The organism is Qingshengfaniella alkalisoli, assembly GCF_007855645.1.
Taxonomy (GTDB): Bacteria; Pseudomonadota; Alphaproteobacteria; order Rhodobacterales; family Rhodobacteraceae; genus Qingshengfaniella; species Qingshengfaniella alkalisoli.
This window is the reverse complement of sequence record NZ_CP042261.1, coordinates 838,150-855,471: the sequence shown is the minus strand read 5'-3', so window position 1 is coordinate 855,471 and position 17,322 is coordinate 838,150. Positions and strand designations below refer to the sequence as shown.

Annotated in this window: 17 protein-coding genes, 1 tRNA gene and 1 pseudogene; 10 read left to right on the top strand and 9 right to left on the bottom strand. The window is 58.5% G+C overall.

Annotated features, from left to right (window positions below; translation table 11 throughout):
* Nucleotides 1-3: 3 nt before the first annotated feature.
* The 7 genes from FPZ52_RS04435 to FPZ52_RS04405 all read right to left on the bottom strand — a co-directional run bounded on the left by FPZ52_RS04435 (nt 4) and on the right by FPZ52_RS04405 (nt 6,186).
* Nucleotides 4-1,269 carry a glutamate-5-semialdehyde dehydrogenase gene (locus tag FPZ52_RS04435; protein ID WP_146364084.1) on the bottom strand — a complete coding sequence of 422 codons (1,266 nt, stop codon included), beginning with the start codon at nt 1,267-1,269 and terminating at the stop codon, nt 4-6.
* The gene (proB, locus tag FPZ52_RS04430; protein ID WP_146364082.1) at nt 1,266-2,369 is read right to left on the bottom strand and encodes a glutamate 5-kinase; all 1,104 of its coding nucleotides are present in this window, start codon (nt 2,367-2,369) and stop codon (nt 1,266-1,268) included. The genes FPZ52_RS04435 and proB overlap by 4 nt, the downstream gene beginning before the upstream one ends.
* Nucleotides 2,357-3,394, bottom strand: coding sequence for a GTPase ObgE (gene obgE / locus FPZ52_RS04425; protein WP_146364080.1), 1,038 nt, complete (start codon nt 3,392-3,394; stop codon nt 2,357-2,359). The genes proB and obgE overlap by 13 nt, the downstream gene beginning before the upstream one ends.
* A gap of 103 nt (nt 3,395-3,497) precedes the next feature.
* On the bottom strand, nt 3,498-4,037 hold the full coding sequence (locus FPZ52_RS04420) for a GNAT family N-acetyltransferase (RefSeq protein WP_146364078.1): 540 nt from the start codon (nt 4,035-4,037) through the stop codon (nt 3,498-3,500).
* Between the two features lie 279 nt (nt 4,038-4,316).
* Nucleotides 4,317-4,586 carry a 50S ribosomal protein L27 gene (gene rpmA, locus FPZ52_RS04415; protein ID WP_146364076.1) on the bottom strand — a complete coding sequence of 90 codons (270 nt, stop codon included), beginning with the start codon at nt 4,584-4,586 and terminating at the stop codon, nt 4,317-4,319.
* Between the two features lie 6 nt (nt 4,587-4,592).
* On the bottom strand, nt 4,593-5,219 hold the full coding sequence (locus tag FPZ52_RS04410; RefSeq protein WP_146364074.1) for a 50S ribosomal protein L21: 627 nt from the start codon (nt 5,217-5,219) through the stop codon (nt 4,593-4,595).
* A gap of 151 nt (nt 5,220-5,370) precedes the next feature.
* Nucleotides 5,371-6,186 (bottom strand): DUF2059 domain-containing protein, encoded by an 816-nt coding sequence (locus FPZ52_RS04405; RefSeq protein WP_146364072.1) that lies wholly within the window; start codon nt 6,184-6,186, stop codon nt 5,371-5,373.
* A 147-nt stretch (nt 6,187-6,333) separates the two neighbouring features.
* On the opposite strand from FPZ52_RS04405, the gene FPZ52_RS04400 reads away from it, so the two are divergent.
* The 3 genes and pseudogenes from FPZ52_RS04400 (at nt 6,334) to FPZ52_RS04390 (ending at nt 7,886) form a co-directional block, all read left to right on the top strand.
* Nucleotides 6,334-6,423 (top strand) — tRNA-Ser (locus FPZ52_RS04400).
* A 197-nt stretch (nt 6,424-6,620) separates the two neighbouring features.
* Nucleotides 6,621-6,834: pseudogene (locus FPZ52_RS04395) on the top strand (IS5/IS1182 family transposase); the annotation flags it as partial.
* A 152-nt stretch (nt 6,835-6,986) separates the two neighbouring features.
* The gene (locus tag FPZ52_RS04390) at nt 6,987-7,886 is read left to right on the top strand and encodes a DMT family transporter (RefSeq protein ID WP_146364070.1); all 900 of its coding nucleotides are present in this window, start codon (nt 6,987-6,989) and stop codon (nt 7,884-7,886) included.
* Between the two features lie 19 nt (nt 7,887-7,905).
* Here FPZ52_RS04390 and guaB read toward each other — a convergent pair whose 3' ends face one another.
* Nucleotides 7,906-9,360 (bottom strand): IMP dehydrogenase, encoded by a 1,455-nt coding sequence (gene guaB, locus FPZ52_RS04385; RefSeq protein ID WP_146364068.1) that lies wholly within the window; start codon nt 9,358-9,360, stop codon nt 7,906-7,908.
* Nucleotides 9,361-9,489: 129 nt separating this feature from the next.
* Nucleotides 9,490-10,602, bottom strand: coding sequence for a DUF6456 domain-containing protein (locus FPZ52_RS04380; protein ID WP_146364066.1), 1,113 nt, complete (start codon nt 10,600-10,602; stop codon nt 9,490-9,492).
* Between the two features lie 206 nt (nt 10,603-10,808).
* On the opposite strand from FPZ52_RS04380, the gene FPZ52_RS04375 reads away from it, so the two are divergent.
* From FPZ52_RS04375 to metA, 7 genes are all read left to right on the top strand, one after another.
* Nucleotides 10,809-11,138 carry a DUF6477 family protein gene (locus FPZ52_RS04375; protein WP_240804400.1) on the top strand — a complete coding sequence of 110 codons (330 nt, stop codon included), beginning with the start codon at nt 10,809-10,811 and terminating at the stop codon, nt 11,136-11,138.
* A 70-nt stretch (nt 11,139-11,208) separates the two neighbouring features.
* Nucleotides 11,209-12,771, top strand: a complete 1,563-nt coding sequence (guaA, locus tag FPZ52_RS04370; RefSeq protein WP_146364064.1) for a glutamine-hydrolyzing GMP synthase — start codon at nt 11,209-11,211, stop codon at nt 12,769-12,771.
* A gap of 77 nt (nt 12,772-12,848) precedes the next feature.
* Nucleotides 12,849-13,127, top strand: coding sequence for a putative quinol monooxygenase (locus FPZ52_RS04365; RefSeq protein WP_146364062.1), 279 nt, complete (start codon nt 12,849-12,851; stop codon nt 13,125-13,127).
* The gene (locus FPZ52_RS04360; protein ID WP_276617445.1) at nt 13,120-14,025 is read left to right on the top strand and encodes a DMT family transporter; all 906 of its coding nucleotides are present in this window, start codon (nt 13,120-13,122) and stop codon (nt 14,023-14,025) included. The genes FPZ52_RS04365 and FPZ52_RS04360 overlap by 8 nt, the downstream gene beginning before the upstream one ends.
* Nucleotides 14,026-14,113: 88 nt before the next feature.
* Entirely contained in the window at nt 14,114-15,331 is a 1,218-nt protein-coding gene (locus FPZ52_RS04355) for an OmpP1/FadL family transporter (protein WP_146364060.1), read from the top strand.
* Between the two features lie 133 nt (nt 15,332-15,464).
* Entirely contained in the window at nt 15,465-16,328 is an 864-nt protein-coding gene (locus FPZ52_RS04350) for an ATPase (RefSeq protein ID WP_146364058.1), read from the top strand.
* A gap of 40 nt (nt 16,329-16,368) precedes the next feature.
* On the top strand, nt 16,369-17,286 hold the full coding sequence (gene metA, locus FPZ52_RS04345) for a homoserine O-acetyltransferase MetA (RefSeq protein WP_146364056.1): 918 nt from the start codon (nt 16,369-16,371) through the stop codon (nt 17,284-17,286).
* Nucleotides 17,287-17,322 lie beyond the last annotated feature (36 nt).

Genomic DNA, 17,322 nt, shown 5'->3' with positions numbered 1-17,322 from the left:
GTCCTAGCTGCGGATCGTGCCATCGCCGTCGACCAAGTATTTGAAGCTGGTCAGTTGCGCCGCGCCGACGGGCCCGCGCGCATGCATCTTGCCGGTGGCGATGCCGATCTCCGCGCCCATGCCGAACTCGCCGCCATCCGCAAACTGTGTTGATGCGTTGCGCATCAGGATGGCGCTGTCGACACGCTGGAAAAAACGCGCTGCCGTTTCGTCATTCTCGGTCAGGATACAATCCGTGTGATCGGAGCCGTATTCGCAGATATGCTCGATGGCACCATCAACGCCGTCGACCACGCGCGCCGCGATGATCATGTCGAGATATTCACGCCCGAAATCGTCGGCTTGCGCCGCCGTGGTCCCCTTGATCACTTGCAAAGTATCATCGGCGCGCACCTCGACTCCAGCTCTAATCAAATCCTCTATAAACGGCGCCCCGTGCGTATCGAAAACCGCGCGATCGATCAGCAGGCATTCCGCGGCGCCGCAGATACCCGTCCGGCGTGTCTTGGCATTCAGGATCACGCGACGTGCCTTTTCGATATCTGCGTCGCGGTCCACATATATGTGACAAATGCCTTCGAGATGCGCGAAAACGGGGACACGTGCTTCGCGCTGCACCAGGCCAACAAGACCCTTGCCGCCGCGGGGCACGATCACGTCGATCACACCCGTCATTTGCAGCATATGGCTTACCGCCGCACGGTCGCGGGTCGGCACCAGTTGGATTGCGTCCTCGGGTAATTCGGCCACCCTGAGCCCATCCACCAGGCATGAATGCAGCGCGGCAGAGCTATGGAAGCTTTCCGACCCCCCACGCAGGATAACGGCGTTCCCCGATTTCAAACACAGCGCGCCAGCGTCGGCGGTGACGTTGGGCCGGCTTTCATAGATAACACCGACGACACCCAGCGGCGTACGCACACGTTTGATGTGCAATCCCGTGGGGCGGTCCCATTCCTCAAGCACTTCGCCCACGGGATCGGCCTGAGCGGCAACGGCTCGTAGCCCATCGACAATGGAGTTCACACGCGCCTCATCCAGCTTCAACCGGTCGAGCATCGCGTCGGTCAGCCCCTTTTCACGGCCAAAGGCCATGTCTTTTTCATTTACCTCAAGGATCTCGGACAATCGCGCGAGGACGGCATCCGCGGCGGCGTTTAGCGCCTGCGTTTTCTGGTCGGCTGGCGCATAGGCCAGTTCGCGGGCAGCAACTTTTGCGCGAACGCCGATCGCTTCCATCGTGGCCTGAATGTCTTCGATGTCCTTCATAGCACCATATCGTCCCTGTGGATCAGCGCGGCACGCCCTGCATAGCCGAGCAGCTTTTCTATGTCACCTGTATGGCAGCCCTTGATAATCCGCGCCTCCGCACTGGTATAACGGGTCAGGCCCTTGCCGAGCGCCACGCCTTGCATATCGATGATGTCCACCGGGTCACCACGGTCGAAGTCGCCCGAAATCGTTGTGACACCTGCGGGAAGAAGCGATTTGCCACGGGCCAGCGCCTTTGCCGCGCCTGCATCTACCTGCACCCGCCCGCGTGGTTTCATCGCCGCGATCCAGCGTTTGCGGGCGGCGTGCGGATCGGTGTCCGGCAAGAACCACGTGCAGTTTGCGCCGTTCTGCAATGCGCTAAGTGGACGATTTTGTTCACCCTTCGCGATGACCATGGCGCAGCCTGCACCCGTTGCGATCTTTGCGGCCATCAGCTTGGTGATCATGCCACCGCGTGACAGGCCCGACACGCCCTCTCCCGCCATTGCCTCGATTTCCGGCGTCAGTCGCTCGATGATCTCGAACCGTTTGGCTGTCGAAACGAGCGACGGGTTGGCCGAATAGAACCCGTCCACATCGCTCAAAAGCACAAGCTGATCCGCGCCGATGGTCGCGGCGACCTGCGCTGCCAGCCGGTCATTATCGCCAAAACGGATTTCGTCCGTGGCCACCGTGTCATTTTCATTGACGATGGGCACGACGCCGAGGGAAAGCAGTTGTCCCAGCGTAGCACGGCTGTTGAGGTATCGACGGCGATCGGCGCTGTCTTCGAGCGTGACGAGAACTTGTGCCGTGGTCAGATCGTGCGGGCCGAGCGCCTCTTCATAGGCGCGCGCCAGCCGGATCTGCCCGACTGCGGCCGCCGCCTGTGACTGCTCCAGAGGCAGAGCACCATCTGGCAAGCCCAGAACACGACGACCAAGCGCGATGGACCCGGAGGATACGACCACGACATCGGTGCCACGCGCGCGCAAATCCGCGATATCCTGCGCCAGTCCACGCAACCAGTCGAGACGCAGGCCCGTCTGGCGATCCACCAGAAGGGCCGAGCCGATCTTGACAACCAGCCGCTTCGCCTCGCTCAGGGCTGCCAAGGCTGTTCCTCTTCAGCGTCGCGCTTGATCCGCAAGCGGTCTTCATCAATCAGATCACGCAGCGCTCGAAGCACCTCGGTTATGCCCTCGCGGCTAACGCCCGACATCAGCATCACGGGCTCACCGCATGCTTTGGCCAATTTCACCTGGCGTTCGGTACGCTCCTCATCGTCAAGCGCATCGACCTTGTTCAGCACCGTCAGACGTGGTTTTTCGGCGAGCACTCCACCGTAGGCTTCCAATTCGCCGATGATCGTCTCGTAGTCCTGCACGACGTCTTCCGACGTTCCATCGACCAGATGGAGCAGTACCGCGCAGCGTTCGACATGACCAAGAAAGCGGTCGCCGATACCTTTGCCCTCATGCGCGCCTTCGATCAGGCCGGGAATATCCGCTACGACAAACTCGACGTTGTCCACCCCAACGACACCCAGATTGGGGTGTAGCGTCGTGAAGGGGTAATCCGCGATCTTGGGGCGTGCATTGGATGTCACCGACAGGAAGGTGGACTTACCTGCATTGGGCAGGCCAAGAAGCCCGGCATCCGCGATCAGTTTCAGCCGCAACCAGATCGTGCGCTCAATGCCCGGTTGCCCCGGATTGGCGCGGCGTGGGGCCTGGTTGGTGGACGACTTGAAATGCAGATTGCCGAACCCGCCATTGCCACCCTTCGCCAGATGGACGCGCTGACCCACCTCGGTCATATCGGCAAGTACGGTTTCTTCATCCTCGTCAAGAACTTCGGTCCCGACAGGCACGCGCAGAACGATATCCGCGCCGTCTGCGCCGGTGCGTTGCTTGCCCATACCGGGCTGTCCGCTCTTGGCGAAGAAATGCTGCTGATAGCGGAAGTCGATCAGCGTGTTCAGCCCATCGACGGCCTCGACGATGACGTCACCGCCACGCCCGCCGTTGCCGCCATCAGGCCCGCCATATTCCATGAACTTTTCGCGGCGGAAGCTGACGGCCCCCGACCCTCCGCCACCAGAGCGGATGTAAACTTTTGCGAGATCGAGAAATTTCATGGTCTGGCCCTTGGCAACTCAGATAGCGCGATACTTCGAATTTTGATGAGGCTCAAGCGGCGAGACGGTTCGGCACTGCGAGGTTGTCCTCGCAGGCCAAGATTCATCCGATCTTCTTGAGATAGGTCCATGTCGGCACAGTACGTTCCTGCGCGACGGAATAGGCTTCGGCATCGCCGATATATTCAAAGCCGATATTCGTCAGGACACGCGCGGAAACCGGGTTGCTTTGGAAGACTTCGGCGAAGATCGTCTTGGAATTGTGCGGATTGGCCCCGATCAGCGTGCGCACTGCTTCCGACGCGAACCCTGTGTTCCAGAAGGCCGGCGCGACCCAGTAGCCGATTTCGGATCTGTCGTTTTCCATCCGTTCCAGAGATACGACACCGAGTAGTTCCGCGAGACCATGCGCAGAGCCATCAAGAACCCAGACGTCTTCGGTACGGTCTTCCTTTTGCGAACGATCAACGAACGCGGCAGAGGTGCCCGGCGGCAATGGATGCGGAATGCTGCGTGTGTTCTTGGCCACACGCTCGTCTCCGGTATACATGTCCAGAAGGCCCTCATCGGACCGGCGCAGTGGACGCAGGGTAAAGCGTTCGCCTTCTATCGTCGGCTGGTTAACAATCGTTTCAATCTTCACTTTCAATCCTCCCAAAACATTACACGAGACCAGCGGGAGGCCGGTATCTGCCCGGCTGCTTCAATGCGCTGAACTGCCTCTTGTAGCGTTATGCCGCGACGTAGAAATGCCGCTTTCTCTTCAGATGGAGATCCTGCATTCACCAAACAAGAACACAAATCTATTAACTGACCTTGGCCCGATCCCCTTCTGGTAGCCTCTTTTGCCGATCCGACAAAAGAGAAAGGGGACCGGCGTTTCCGCCGATCCCCTGAAACTTTGAACCTGTCAGGTTTCGGCTTACTCGGCCGCCTCCGCTACCGGGAGGACCGAGATGAATGTGCGGCCCTTGAGTCCCTTGCGGAACTGCACGTTGCCCGGCACGGTTGCGAAGATCGTGTGATCCTTGCCCATGCCAACGCCTTCGCCCGGCCACCAAGTGGTGCCGCGCTGACGTGCGATGATGTTGCCCGGAATGACGTTCTCGCCACCGAACTTCTTGATACCAAGGCGACGACCAGCAGAGTCGCGACCGTTACGGGATGAACCGCCTGCTTTCTTGTGTGCCATTGGGGATTACTCCTTTTCAGCAGCCAGCTTGGACGCCTGATCGGTCCAGCCGTCACGTTCGATACGGCCTTTGAACGACAGTTGCTCGTCCATGAAGGCAATCTCTTCGGCGTTCCATGCTGCGATCTGATCGTAGTGGTAGACACCGTTTTCGTTCAGCAGGCCTTCCAGCTTCGGACCGACGCCAGAGATCTTTTTCAGATCGTCTGCACCGCCTTCGCGGGCTTCGGTCAGCAGGTTGGCAGGCTTCGTGCCAGTGGTTTCCGCAGCAGCTTCGACTTTCGGCGCGGCTTTCTTGGCTTTTGCCGGTGCTTTCGCACCGTTTGCCAGAATGTCTGTCACACGCAGCAGCGTCAGTTGTTGACGATGGCCACGGGTGCGCTGGGACGAATGCTTACGACGGCGCTTGACGAAGTTGATGACCTTGTCGCCTTTGATCTGGTCGATCACTTCGGCGTTCACAGCGGCGCCATCGACAAAGGGGGAGCCAACCGTCAGGTCGTCGCCACCGATCATCAGAATTTCGTTGAATTGTACAGTTTCGCCAGCGGCTGCTTCGAGCTTTTCAACGCGCAGAACGTCGCCGCTCTGAACCTTGTATTGCTTACCGCCGGTCTTGAGGACCGCAAACATCGTGTCTTCCTTTTGTCTCCGCATCCTGTGGCCCCGCTTGCAGGCGGCGTTACATGCCTCGGACAGCGCGCTTCTATAGCGTGATTCCTCCGGTCCCATGACCGGAATGTGCCGTATGATAGAGCACTGACTGAATGTCAAGCACGGTTGGTCAGATATCGCGTGACGCGATCACCTGTCCTGCCGCTTCGCCCGTCTCGCGCGAGGTTTGAACAAACACCCGATCAAACGCGGTCAGCAACGCCGAATTCAGCGCCTGCCCTGCATCCGTCTCGGAGAAGACGATATAGCTATCCAACTCCTGTTCTGAAAGGGGTTGATAGGCAAGAAACAGATACGACATTAGCCAACTTTCAGCGCTTTCGCGAATTTCGGGCTCCTGCATTACCGTCATATCGACGATAGATCCGTCGAGGCCCGGCAGGCCCCCTGCCGACCGCATGCCTTCCAGAAAGGCGATGTTCGAGTTCATCGCTGCAGCGACATTGGCGTTGACCAGGTCGTTGGCGCGAACGAATTCCTCAATCTGCTGTAACTTCTCACGGGTGGCCCTGTCGGCGTTCTCGATCTGGGTACGGCTGTGATCTTCTATGCCCGGCTCCAGCAGCGCATGACGTGCGGAAAGTTCCAGCGTGACGATCTTGGCACCAAGCGGGCTCTCGAAAAACGCAGCAACATCGCCAACATGCTCAACCACCATCGCCTGCGTGAAGCTTTGGCGTAACTCCGCCTCCAATGCGTTGGGTGCGTTTATGTCGCGGACCCTTTCCAGCCAGCGATCCCCGCCCCGACCGTCGAGCATGGTCTCATCCAGTTCCAACGCGTTTTCCATCGCCTCTTGCTGAAGGGTTTCCAGCAACTCATCGACCCGCATTGCGTCAAGGATTCGTCCAGCCTGAGACGACGCTTGCGCAAATGCGATGACAGGCAGCAAGATGAAGAAGGCGACGGTTGTCACGAGGCGCATGATGTATCTCCGTTGGATCTCTCAAATCCTATGCCTGCAAAGGCCGATTGGAAAGTCGTTCGATCAAAATTGATGTTCGCAGCGTCAGCCAAAAAACGGGTTGCACAGTCTGGCGCAGTTCACTAAACCGCCCGCCAGACCCTTCGCGGAGAGGTGCCGGAGTGGTCGAACGGGGCGGTCTCGAAAACCGTTGACCCTTCACGGGGTCCCAGGGTTCGAATCCCTGTCTCTCCGCCACTTATCCCTTGAAATTTCTTAATAATAAGAATTTCTCCGGGTGTAGTGTGCGTGCTCCAGAATGGCGCTGAAGCCACCCAAGGTGTCATACTATGACACCTTTTGCCCCCTCCGGGTGCACCGAACTATGTCCCCTCGAGCACCATGTATGCCCCCTGCCAGCGTATCATGTTGCTCCAGTAGAACAGCAAAAAGGGATCCTGCAGGCGACACCGCGTCTGGGGACAACCATCTGCAAGCGATGGTCTGGCTGTCGCGCCCGAAGCAGAGCTGAAGCGAAAATGCGATGCTTCAACTCCTTCGGCGCGCATCGCATCAAGAGACCCGGATAACCAAACCGCCGAAATTCACATCCGCATAGCCCGCCTGAACCACTCTAAAGAACTCGCCCAAGCTGAGAACCAACACGTGGACTGGAAAAACGGGGAAAGGAGAAATCTCGCTTCAGGCCCAAGTTCTGCAAGAATACCATCCATATGGCGTAACCCATACCTAAGCTTTACGAACCGGCACGAACGCGGTAGCAGACCTTCGTACCCAACCCAGCTTTACGGATTCTTCCGATGACATCGACCAATGATCTGCGCGGCATCATCCTGATGCTCGTGTCCATGGCTGCCTTCGCTGTGGAGGACATGTTCGTCAAGAGCGTGACCGACCGCCTGCCGATCGGTGAAGCACTGTTTATCCTCGGGCTGGGCGGCGCGTTGATCTTCGGGATCTGGTCGAAACGTCAGGGCGTCCCCCTGTTCACCTCGGCGCTTCTGGATCGCGCAGTCATGGTTCGGAACCTGTCGGAAATGCTGGGAACACTGTTTTTCGTGACCGCGATCACCGTCTCACCGCTATCAACGGCCTCCGCCGTCCTTCAGGCGACACCGCTTGTAGTGACAATGGGAGCGGCGCTGTTTCTAGGCGAAACCGTGGGCTGGCGGCGCTGGTCCGCGATCATGGTCGGGTTCCTGGGTGTGCTGATGATTGTGCGCCCCGGGACGGAGGGCTTCGAGGCGACCTCCCTGTTCGCCGTCGGCGGTGTGATCTTCCTGTCCTCTCGCGACCTGGCGACACGGGCCACGCCAGAAAATGTCACATCGATCCAGTTGTCGGCCTATGCCTTCGCAATCGTATCGCTGGCAGGGCTTGCACTTATGCTTGTGCAAGGCGGCATTGTGCGCCCGACAGGTATCGAGTCATTGCAACTGACAGGTGCGCTTTGCGTCGGCGTCGGCGGGTATTACTGCATTACCCAAGCCATGCGGATCGGCACCATCTCCGTCGTCGCGCCGTTCAGGTATTCCAGGTTGGTCTTCGCGCTGATCATTGGCATCGTCGTGTTCAATGAGCGCCCCGATCTATGGACGCTGCTTGGGTCGCTCGTGATCATTGGATCGGGCCTTTACACCTTCGCGCGAGAACGTCGCGTGCGAAGACTGGCCGGTGCTGCCAGCCCCACTCCGGGCTGACAGAACACAAAACGGCATCTCAACCGACGCGGTAGTTCGGGCTTTCGCGCGTGATCTGGACGTCATGCACATGGCTTTCGCTCAAGCCCGCATTCGTGATCCGCACGAACTGGCAATTGTTGCGCATTTCCTCGACGGTCGCCGCGCCGGTGTAGCCCATCGCCGCACGCAAACCGCCGACCAATTGATGAATGACCGCGCCAGCAGATCCTTTGTAGGGCACCTGCCCTTCGATCCCTTCCGGCACCAACTTGTCCGTTGCCGCATCCTTCTGGAAATAGCGGTCAGCTGACCCGCGTGCCATGGCACCCATACTGCCCATGCCGCGATAGCTCTTGAAGCTGCGCCCCTGATACAGGATCACTTCGCCCGGACTTTCATCGGTGCCTGCGATCATCGATCCGACCATTGCACATGATGCACCAGCCGCAATGGCCTTGGCAAAATCGCCCGAGAACTTGATACCGCCATCGGCGATCACCGGCACGCCCGAGGCCTCCGCCGCACCTGCACAATCCATGATCGCGGTCAGCTGCGGCACACCCACGCCGGCAACCATTCGCGTTGTGCAGATGGAGCCCGGCCCGATCCCGACTTTCACACCATCGGCGCCCGCATCAATCAGGGCACGTGTCGCATCGGCAGTGGCGACATTGCCCGCAACAACCTGCACGGAATTAGAGAATTGCTTTACCCGTTCAACCGCCATGCTGACAGCATCGGAATGGCCGTGCGCAGTGTCGATCACCAACAGGTCAACCCCGGCCTCGATCAGCGCCTGGCTACGCTCGAAACCTTCATTGCCGACCGTGCTGGCGGCAGCCACGCGAAGACGGCCCAACTCATCCTTGCACGCATTGGGATTCAACACGGCCTGTTCCGTGTCTTTCAGGGTCAACAAACCGGTCAAACGCCCGCTTTCATCGACAATCAACAGTTTCTCGATGCGGCGCTCTTTCATCAATGCCTTGGCTTGATCGCGATCTGCTGGTTCATGCAACATCGCGAGATTATCACCCGTCATGACCGCGCGGACGGGGGTGTCGTCATTTGACGCAAACCGCATGTCCCGATTTGTCACGATGCCCACGACACGCCCATCCTGTTCCACGACAGGAAAGCCGGTGATCTTGTAGCGTTCGCACAGCTTCATCGCGTCGCCGATAGTCTGATCGGGCCGCAGCGTTATGGGGTTGTAGACCACACCCGACTCGAAACGCTTGACCTGTCGCACTTGCGATGCTTGCTCATCCACGGTCAGATTGCGGTGAATGACGCCCATACCGCCCGACTGAGCCATGGCGATGGCCATCCGCCCCTCTGTCACAGTGTCCATTGCAGAGCTTAGTAGCGGCACGTTCAACTGGATGGTCTTCGTGACAAAGGTCCGCGTGTCCGCAGTTGACGGCATCACACTGCTTGCAGCCGGAACAAGTAAAACATCGTCGAAGGTGAGGGCCTCGCGAATCTCCATCGGAATCTCCTGGGTGCTTCGTTTGGCACGTCGCTATCCCATGCTCCGGATAGAAAGGAAAGAAGAAAAGAGAGCCGCAGAAACAGCGAAGCCCGCGACTAGCGCGGGCTTCAGCAGCTATCGCCGGGTTCAACCGATAAGCGGACCATGTCGTCCGTGAAGGCGCTCATAATGCAGAGCAAGCCGCTGCAGCGCGATGCGCAAGACCACCTTGCCGGATCGCGCCGACCATCCCATACGTTTCTCGATGGTCTCGATCCCTTCGAGGAAGCAGCAGCAGCGCAACGCGACGTCTTCAAGCCCCGGCCCCAATTCGCGCAGGGCAAGCGCGACACGTTCTCTGGCGGCGCTCGGGCCATCGGCGCAGTTACGCCCGCCAAAACCACCACGGTCACCAGCGGTTAGAAAACGCTCCCAATTCTGAGCCACGCGCGGGCCCATCTGCGCCAATTCGAAATCCTCGCGGAGCCGTTCTCCGGCGGCAACGAATTCATCTGCCAGGAATGGCTGACCGTCCTTGTCCTTGCGCCGCGCAAGCGAGGAAAGCGGTGATTCCGCTAGATTGCACTTCACGCGGCGCCTGCGGTCGCCCTCTTCTTCAATTTCCCGCTCGTCCAATTCCATATGTTGCACGGCGAACGGGCTGAGAGCTTCGGCTAAACCTTCGGGCAAGTCCCGGGACATATACCGCTTCAGCGCTGCCCGACCCGCCGCAGAAATCCGATAGCGCGAGATAGACCCCGGTCGTTCGCATGTAATCCAATCGTTCAGCGCCATGGCCTCGGTCACGTCACGGCTCGCAACGGCAGTGCGGGCGATCTTTCCACCGGGCAATTCGCGCACCACAACGGCGTTGTCGAGATCCTGCGAAACCGCCAGCACTGCGCCGGACTCTGCCAGCCGTCGCAACAAGCGCACCGCGTCATTAGGCAACTCGGTCGAGCAAACCTGTGGGTCGCGCGCCGCAGCGATTTTCTCATGCTTCATCTCGTACTCCTGCTGGTTTGCGGCCCGCTCCCCGAGCCTTTCAAGTGCCTTGTCAATCAGCGGATCATCCCGACGTGTCTCCAGCCGCCGGATCTGCCGGGAAATCGTGGAGGCATGGCAACCCGTTTCCCTTGCAATCTGACGGATTGAGCGCCCTTGGCTCGTATGATTGAGGTAATGAATTGCGTCTTCCGGCAGCCAATCAGGTACGCAATTCAAGCTCGGTTCGGCTGCGGCAAGTCTATTCAAACTCATTCTCCTGTCCCGCGTCGTTCGGCAGATGATCAATCCAGCATCACAATCTCAGGTTGTATTTTTTAGCGATGCGGAACATCAACGTTCGCTTAACATTTGTTTCAAAAGACTAAATTTTTCTGACCGTGAAGTGCGCTGCGCGTCGAATGCCGCAACACCCGTATAGGTTGCGTAATCCTTGCTTCGACATCGCAACGGAGACCAAGATGACCGAGACCGACCTGATCGAGCACATCCGGCACCTGAGCCGTCCACGCCTTCTGGTCCGGGCCGCACGGTATGCGGCTGACGACTATAGCCGCAGTCGTGACCTGAAGCGGATACTACGTGGTCCAGTCCCGCTCCGTCCGGCATCGGCACTGCACAAACTGGTGGAACAAGAACAGATGCTGCACGAGGCAAAAACCATTCAGCATGCAAGCTACAGTGCCATAAGGCATGTCGAAACGCTCGCCGCACTCATCGGGGAGCATCGCCTCTACGCCGCGACACACTCACAACCGCAGCCGTCGCGCCCGTCGTTATCACTCGTTTGAGGTCGGAAAACTGCTGCACCGGGTGTCAAGCTCTCTTGCATCGGGACGGGGTTCCTCTTAACCCGTCCCAATGAGCCAGACAGAACATGACCGCCTTCTGATTATAGACTTCGGCAGCCAGGTAACGCAGTTGATCGCGCGCCGCCTGCGGGAGTTGAACGTCTATTGCGAAATCCATCCCTTCCAGAACGTGACGACCGCATTTCTGGATGACTTCAAGCCCAAGGCGGTGATCCTGTCCGGTGGTCCCGCAAGCGTGCTGGACGATGCCAGCCCTCGCCCGCCCGAAAAGGTCTTTGACCTTGGCGTTCCGGTGCTTGGCATCTGCTATGGCCAGCAGGTCATGATGCACATGCTGGGTGGCAAGGTGGAACGCGGACACGGCACAGCGGAATTCGGTCGCGCCTATGTAACGCCATCCGACGAGCGAATCGATCTGCTCAGTGGCTGGTTTCTCGATCAACGCGAACAGGTATGGATGAGCCACGGCGACCATGTCTCGGCCATCGCGCCGGGTTTTCAGGTCTACGGCACCTCGCCCAACGCGCCGTTTGCGATCACCGCTGATCTGGACCGCCGATTCTACGCCGTACAATTCCATCCCGAGGTGCATCACACGCCCAACGGCAAGACGCTCTATGAAAACTTCGTGCGTGACGCGGGTTTCAAAGGCGACTGGACCATGGGCGCTTATCGCGAAGAAGCCGTCCGCTCGATCCGTGAACAGATCGGCGACAAGAAGGTCATCTGTGCGCTGTCTGGTGGTGTCGATAGCTCCGTCGCCGCCGCGCTGCTCCATGAAGCCGTCGGCGATCAACTGACCTGCGTCTTCGTCGATCACGGCCTGCTGCGCCTGAACGAGGCCGAAGAAGTCGTCGGCATGTTCCGCGATCACATGAACCTTCAGGTCATCCACGCGCAGGAGCAAGACCTGTTCCTGGGTGAGCTTGAGGGCCAATCCGACCCGGAAACCAAGCGCAAGATCATCGGCAAGCTGTTCATCGACGTGTTCCAGAAATACGCCGACCAGATCGAGGGCGCGGAATTTCTGGCCCAAGGCACGCTCTATCCCGACGTGATCGAAAGCGTGTCCTTCAGCGGCGGCCCGTCCGTTACGATCAAGTCGCACCACAATGTCGGCGGCCTGCCCGAAAAGATGGGGCTGAAGCTTGTGGAGCCACTGCGCGAGCTATTCAAGGATGAGGTCCGCGCGCTAGGACATGAACTGGGCTTGCCTGCAAGCTTCATCGGTCGCCACCCCTTCCCCGGACCGGGTCTGGCGATCCGCTGCCCCGGTGAAATCACCCGCGAGAAGCTGGATATCCTGCGGCGTGCTGATGCGGTTTATATCGACCAGATCCGCAAGCACGGGCTGTACGACGAAATCTGGCAGGCCTTCGTTGCGATCCTCCCGGTTCGCACAGTGGGCGTCATGGGGGACGGGCGCACTTATGACTACGCCTGCGCCTTGCGAGCTGTGACTTCGGTTGACGGCATGACTGCGGATTACTACCCGTTCAGCCATGAATTTCTTGGCGAGACCGCCACGCGCATCATCAACGAGGTGCCGGGCATCAATCGCGTGACCTATGACATCACCTCGAAGCCGCCGGGAACGATCGAGTGGGAGTAAGTTCTCCTGAACATCTTGCGGCCGGTCCCGGCGGGGGCTGGCCCTTTTTTTGCGTGAAACCTCAGGATATGTGAACCATGCCACAAATCTGCCTGACGGGCACAATCACCTGCACCATCCAGGAAATCGACATATTGCGCAATGCTTTGCCAGAGCATATCCGCCTGACCCGCGCCGAGCGGGGATGCCTGTATTTCGCCGTAACTCAGGATGTCCGCGACCCAACCGTCTTCCATGTCGAGGAACGGTTCGCCGATCAGGCCGCTTTCGACGCGCATCAGGCCCGAACCAAATCGACCACCTGGTTCACAGCGACCCAACACATGACACGCAATTACGAGATCCGTCTTGACTGAAACGCCCCAAGTTCTGAAAGCCGCCCTGTGGATGCTGGGCACCATCGCATCGTTCTCGGCAATGGCCGTGGCCGGGCGTCAGGTGAGCTTCGCACTAGATACCTTTGAAATCATGACATATCGTAGTCTGGTGGGGCTGATCGTTGTCTGGACGGCGCTAACGGTCACGCGCCGCTGGTCGCAGGTATCGACCCGCAACTGGAAGACGCAAGTCTTCCGCAACATAACGCATTTCACAGGCCAGAACCTGTGGTTCTTCGCCATCGCCAGCGTCCCGCTTGCACAGGTTTTCGCGTTGGAATTCACCTCGCCGCTGTGGGTGGTTCTTCTGTCTCCGTTATTTCTGGGTGAACAGCTGACGCGCACGCGTTTGGCGACGGTTGTGATCGGCTTCGTGGGCATCCTGATCGTCACACGCCCCACCCCCGAGACGATCAACATAGGGATCATGACGGCTGCAAGCGCCGCGATTTTCTTTGCGCTGACCAATATGATCACGAAGCGCCTGACTCGAACGGAAACCGTGGCGAGTATCATGTTCTGGCTGACCGGAACGCAGCTAATCTTCGGGCTGATCTCAGCCGGTCATGACGGTTATATCGCCCTGCCCGACGCAACAACCGCGCCTTATCTGGTCGTGATCGGTGTCGCGGGTCTGATGGCTCATTTCTGCCTGACAACGGCGCTGTCGCTTGCGCCGGCATCGGTCGTCACACCCATTGATTTCGCAAGGCTTCCCGTCATTGCAGTACTCGGTATGCTCCTCTTCAATGAGGCGATCGATCCGTTCGTGATCCTTGGCGGCGCAATCATTTTCGCCGCAAACTACTTTGGCCTGGTTATGGAACGTCGTCGGCGTCGGATCGCTGCAACACAAGTCAATGCGACGAATTTGTAACGCAGCGTCTTGTTTGACCGAACTATCTGCGCCTGCATAGGCTTGGAGCAGATTCAAGTGTTGTGCAGACAACTTTTAGGGAGGAATCATGAAACATCTCGTGACGCTTGCGGCCATGACCGTGGGCGGCGCCACTGCAACTCATGCAGGCGGAATCGACCGCTCGGGACAGCCGCTCGGCGTGCTTTTCAAAGAAGGCAACTATCTGGAATTCTCGGTCGCACACACCAACCCGGATGTGAGCGGCGAAGATCTCGGCCAGTCCCCGCCGGGCTTTCCTTTCCCCTATAGCAGCGGCCTTTCCTATGACAGCGTAGCTGGCGATTATACGTCTTATGGGTTCGGCCTGAAATATGACATCAATGACCGGTTCTCCGTCTCGGTTATCGGCGCGGAAGATTTCGGGGCGGACATCAAATACCCCGACGAGGCCGGATCGCTTCTGGGCGGGACCGTGGCGAATGCCAACACCTACGCGATCAGCGTTTATGGCCGCTACCGCATCGATGACAATTGGAGCGTTCATGCCGGTCTGCGCGCCGACCGTGCAGATGGCAACATCAAGCTGAACGGTCTGGCCTATGGCGGCCCACTGCAGGTAGATCCCGCGACGGGCCAAACTGTAGGTGGCGGTGTTTCAGGTTATGAGGTCGATCTGGGCGAGCGAACCGATTACGGCTACGCGGTAGGCGCCGCATACGAGATTCCGGAAATCGCGCTTCGTCTTGCCGTGACCTATTTCTCCAGCATCGAGCACGAATTCAAGACGACCGAAAGCTTTGCCGTCGATGTGAACGGTGATGGTGTGCCTGATGCAACGAATTCCTCGCGCAGCGCCAAGACCAAGGTGAAGACGCCGCAGGCAGTTAATATCGACTTCCAGACAGGCGTTGCCGAGAATACGCTGGTGTTCGGCGGCATTCGCTGGGCCAAGTGGTCCGAATTCAAGATCGCGCCCGAGCTGTTCGAACAAGCGACCGGCGGTGGTCTGGTCGATCTCGAAGATTCGACGACCTACACTATCGGCGTGGGTCATAGATTCAACGAGAACTTCTCTGGTTCCGCGTCTTTCATCTATGAAAAACCTGGCGACCGCCTGGTATCGCCATTGGCGCCATCCACGGGCCTTCAGGCTATCGCGCTGGGTGGCAGCTACCGGATCGACCAATGGGAAATCTCCGGGGGTGTTCGCTATTCTTGGCTGGGCAAAGCCAAGGCCGAAACCGGCACCCCGGATGTTGCACGCGCAGTATTCGACGACAGTACAGCTGTCTCAGTGGGCATGCGCGTCGGATACTACTTTTGATAGCCCAATATTTTCGCAAGTAGGGCCGTCCTTCGGGGCGGCCCTTCTTTTTGCGCCGTACCGCACCTTCTCAATTGAACGCCCCCTGCCCGACCTGCTAGCAGAACCTGCGGATAACAGGGACGAAGTGACGATGCCGATACCCAGCGCAGATGAGTGGCGAGCCAATCCGAGAAAACGCGTCGTGCTGTTCGGCATGTCGGGGCTGGGGAAAACTCATGTCTCCAACCTTTTGCGGGGCACGGGGGACTGGTTCCACTACTCCATCGATTACCGCATCGGCACGCGGTACATGGGGGAACGGATCGTCGACAATTTCAAGCGCGAGGCGATGCGCAACCCGTTCCTGGCACAGCTGCTGAAAAGCGACTCGATCTACATCGCATCAAACATTACCTTCAACAATCTGGCACCCCTTTCGACCTATCTCGGCAAGCCCGGAAACCCCGAGAGAGGCGGTCTTCCCTTCGAGGAATATTGCAAGCGCCAAACCCAGCACCGCGACGCGGAGGTCTCGGCGCTGATGGACACGCCCTATTTCATCGAGCGGTCGAAAGACATCTACGGATACGACAATTTCGTCTGTGACAGTGGCGGATCAATTTGCGAGGTTGTCGATCCCGATGACCCTGCTGACCCCGTTCTGACGGCGCTGTCAAACGCCTGCCTGATGGTTTGGATCAAAGGCAACGAGGCTCACACCGACGCGCTGATCCAGCGTTTCCGCCGCGCGCCGAAGCCGATGTATTATCAGCCGGAATTTCTGTCACGCATGTGGGGTGAATATCTCGACACCCACGCCGTAGCCGAGGCGCGGGTGGATCCAGACGATTTCATGCGGTGGACCTATGCCAAGGCACTTGCGCATCGCCAACCGCTCTATGCCGCTATGGCACGCAACTGGGGAATTTCGGTGACGGCGGAAGACATTTCGAGCGTTCGTTCGACCGATGACTTCAACGCGCTCATTGCTCAAAGGCTTGAGGCGGCCGGCTAGCTGGCCTATCTGAAAAGCTCGCCAATCAAGGATATACAACATGCCGATCAAGATTCCGTCTGACCTGCCCGCTTTCGACGTGCTCAGCAACGAAGGTGTCATGGTCATGTCGGATATGCGGGCTGCACGACAGGACATCCGCCCGTTGCAGATCGGACTTCTCAATCTGATGCCGAAGAAGATCCAGACGGAGACGCAGTTCGCCCGGCTGATCGGCGCAACACCATTGCAGATCGAACTGACCCTGATCCGCATGAGCGAGCATCAAAGCAAACATACCTCGGCCGAGCATATGGAGTCCTTCTACCGCCCCTTCGAAGAAATCCGCAACCGCAAGTTCGACGGGTTGATCATCACCGGGGCACCGATCGAACATCTTCCTTTTGAATCGGTAACTTACTGGGATGAGTTACAGCAAATTTTCGACTGGACCCAAAGCCATGTCCATTCCACCTTCGGTGTTTGCTGGGGCGGCATGGCCATGATTCATCATTTCCATGGCGTGAACAAATACCTGCTGGATCACAAGGCCTTCGGTTGTTTTCGACATAAGAACCTCGATCCGGCGTCGCCTTATCTGCGCGGGTTTTCGGATGATTTCGTGGTCCCCGTCAGCCGATGGACCGAAATGAAGCAATCCGAAATTGACACTGCGGATGGTCTGCGCACGCTGCTCGGCAGTGACGAGGTGGGGCCCTGTCTGGTCGAAGACCCGGCGCATCGCGCGCTCTATATATTCAACCATTTCGAGTACGACAGCGGTACACTGAAAGAAGAATACGATCGCGACGTGGAAACCGGCACCCCGATCAATGTGCCCGGTAACTATTATCCCGGCGATGATCCCGCACAAGTGCCCCTCAATCGCTGGCGCAGTCACGCGCATCTTCTGTATGGCAACTGGATCAACGAAATCTATCAGACGACGCATTACGATTTGAATGACATCGGCAGCTAAATCCCTAGACTTCCAGCAGCTTTGAACGAAGGGACA

What these genes read in the sequence shown, in the direction of transcription:
- obgE (WP_146364080.1), bottom strand. Translation starts at nt 3,394, where the DNA reads ATGAAATTTCTCGATCTCGCAAAAGTTTACATCCGCTCTGGTGGCGGA.
- guaA (WP_146364064.1), top strand. Translation starts at nt 11,209, where the DNA reads ATGAGCCAGACAGAACATGACCGCCTTCTGATTATAGACTTCGGCAGC.
- FPZ52_RS04390 (WP_146364070.1), top strand. Translation starts at nt 6,987, where the DNA reads ATGACATCGACCAATGATCTGCGCGGCATCATCCTGATGCTCGTGTCC.
- FPZ52_RS04365 (WP_146364062.1), top strand. Translation starts at nt 12,849, where the DNA reads ATGCCACAAATCTGCCTGACGGGCACAATCACCTGCACCATCCAGGAA.
- FPZ52_RS04350 (WP_146364058.1), top strand. Translation starts at nt 15,465, where the DNA reads ATGCCGATACCCAGCGCAGATGAGTGGCGAGCCAATCCGAGAAAACGC.
- FPZ52_RS04375 (WP_240804400.1), top strand. Translation starts at nt 10,809, where the DNA reads ATGACCGAGACCGACCTGATCGAGCACATCCGGCACCTGAGCCGTCCA.
- metA (WP_146364056.1), top strand. Translation starts at nt 16,369, where the DNA reads ATGCCGATCAAGATTCCGTCTGACCTGCCCGCTTTCGACGTGCTCAGC.
- rpmA (WP_146364076.1), bottom strand. Translation starts at nt 4,586, where the DNA reads ATGGCACACAAGAAAGCAGGCGGTTCATCCCGTAACGGTCGCGACTCT.
- FPZ52_RS04380 (WP_146364066.1), bottom strand. Translation starts at nt 10,602, where the DNA reads ATGAGTTTGAATAGACTTGCCGCAGCCGAACCGAGCTTGAATTGCGTA.
- guaB (WP_146364068.1), bottom strand. Translation starts at nt 9,360, where the DNA reads ATGGAGATTCGCGAGGCCCTCACCTTCGACGATGTTTTACTTGTTCCG.
- FPZ52_RS04355 (WP_146364060.1), top strand. Translation starts at nt 14,114, where the DNA reads ATGAAACATCTCGTGACGCTTGCGGCCATGACCGTGGGCGGCGCCACT.
- FPZ52_RS04410 (WP_146364074.1), bottom strand. Translation starts at nt 5,219, where the DNA reads ATGTTTGCGGTCCTCAAGACCGGCGGTAAGCAATACAAGGTTCAGAGC.
- FPZ52_RS04405 (WP_146364072.1), bottom strand. Translation starts at nt 6,186, where the DNA reads ATGCGCCTCGTGACAACCGTCGCCTTCTTCATCTTGCTGCCTGTCATC.
- FPZ52_RS04435 (WP_146364084.1), bottom strand. Translation starts at nt 1,269, where the DNA reads ATGAAGGACATCGAAGACATTCAGGCCACGATGGAAGCGATCGGCGTT.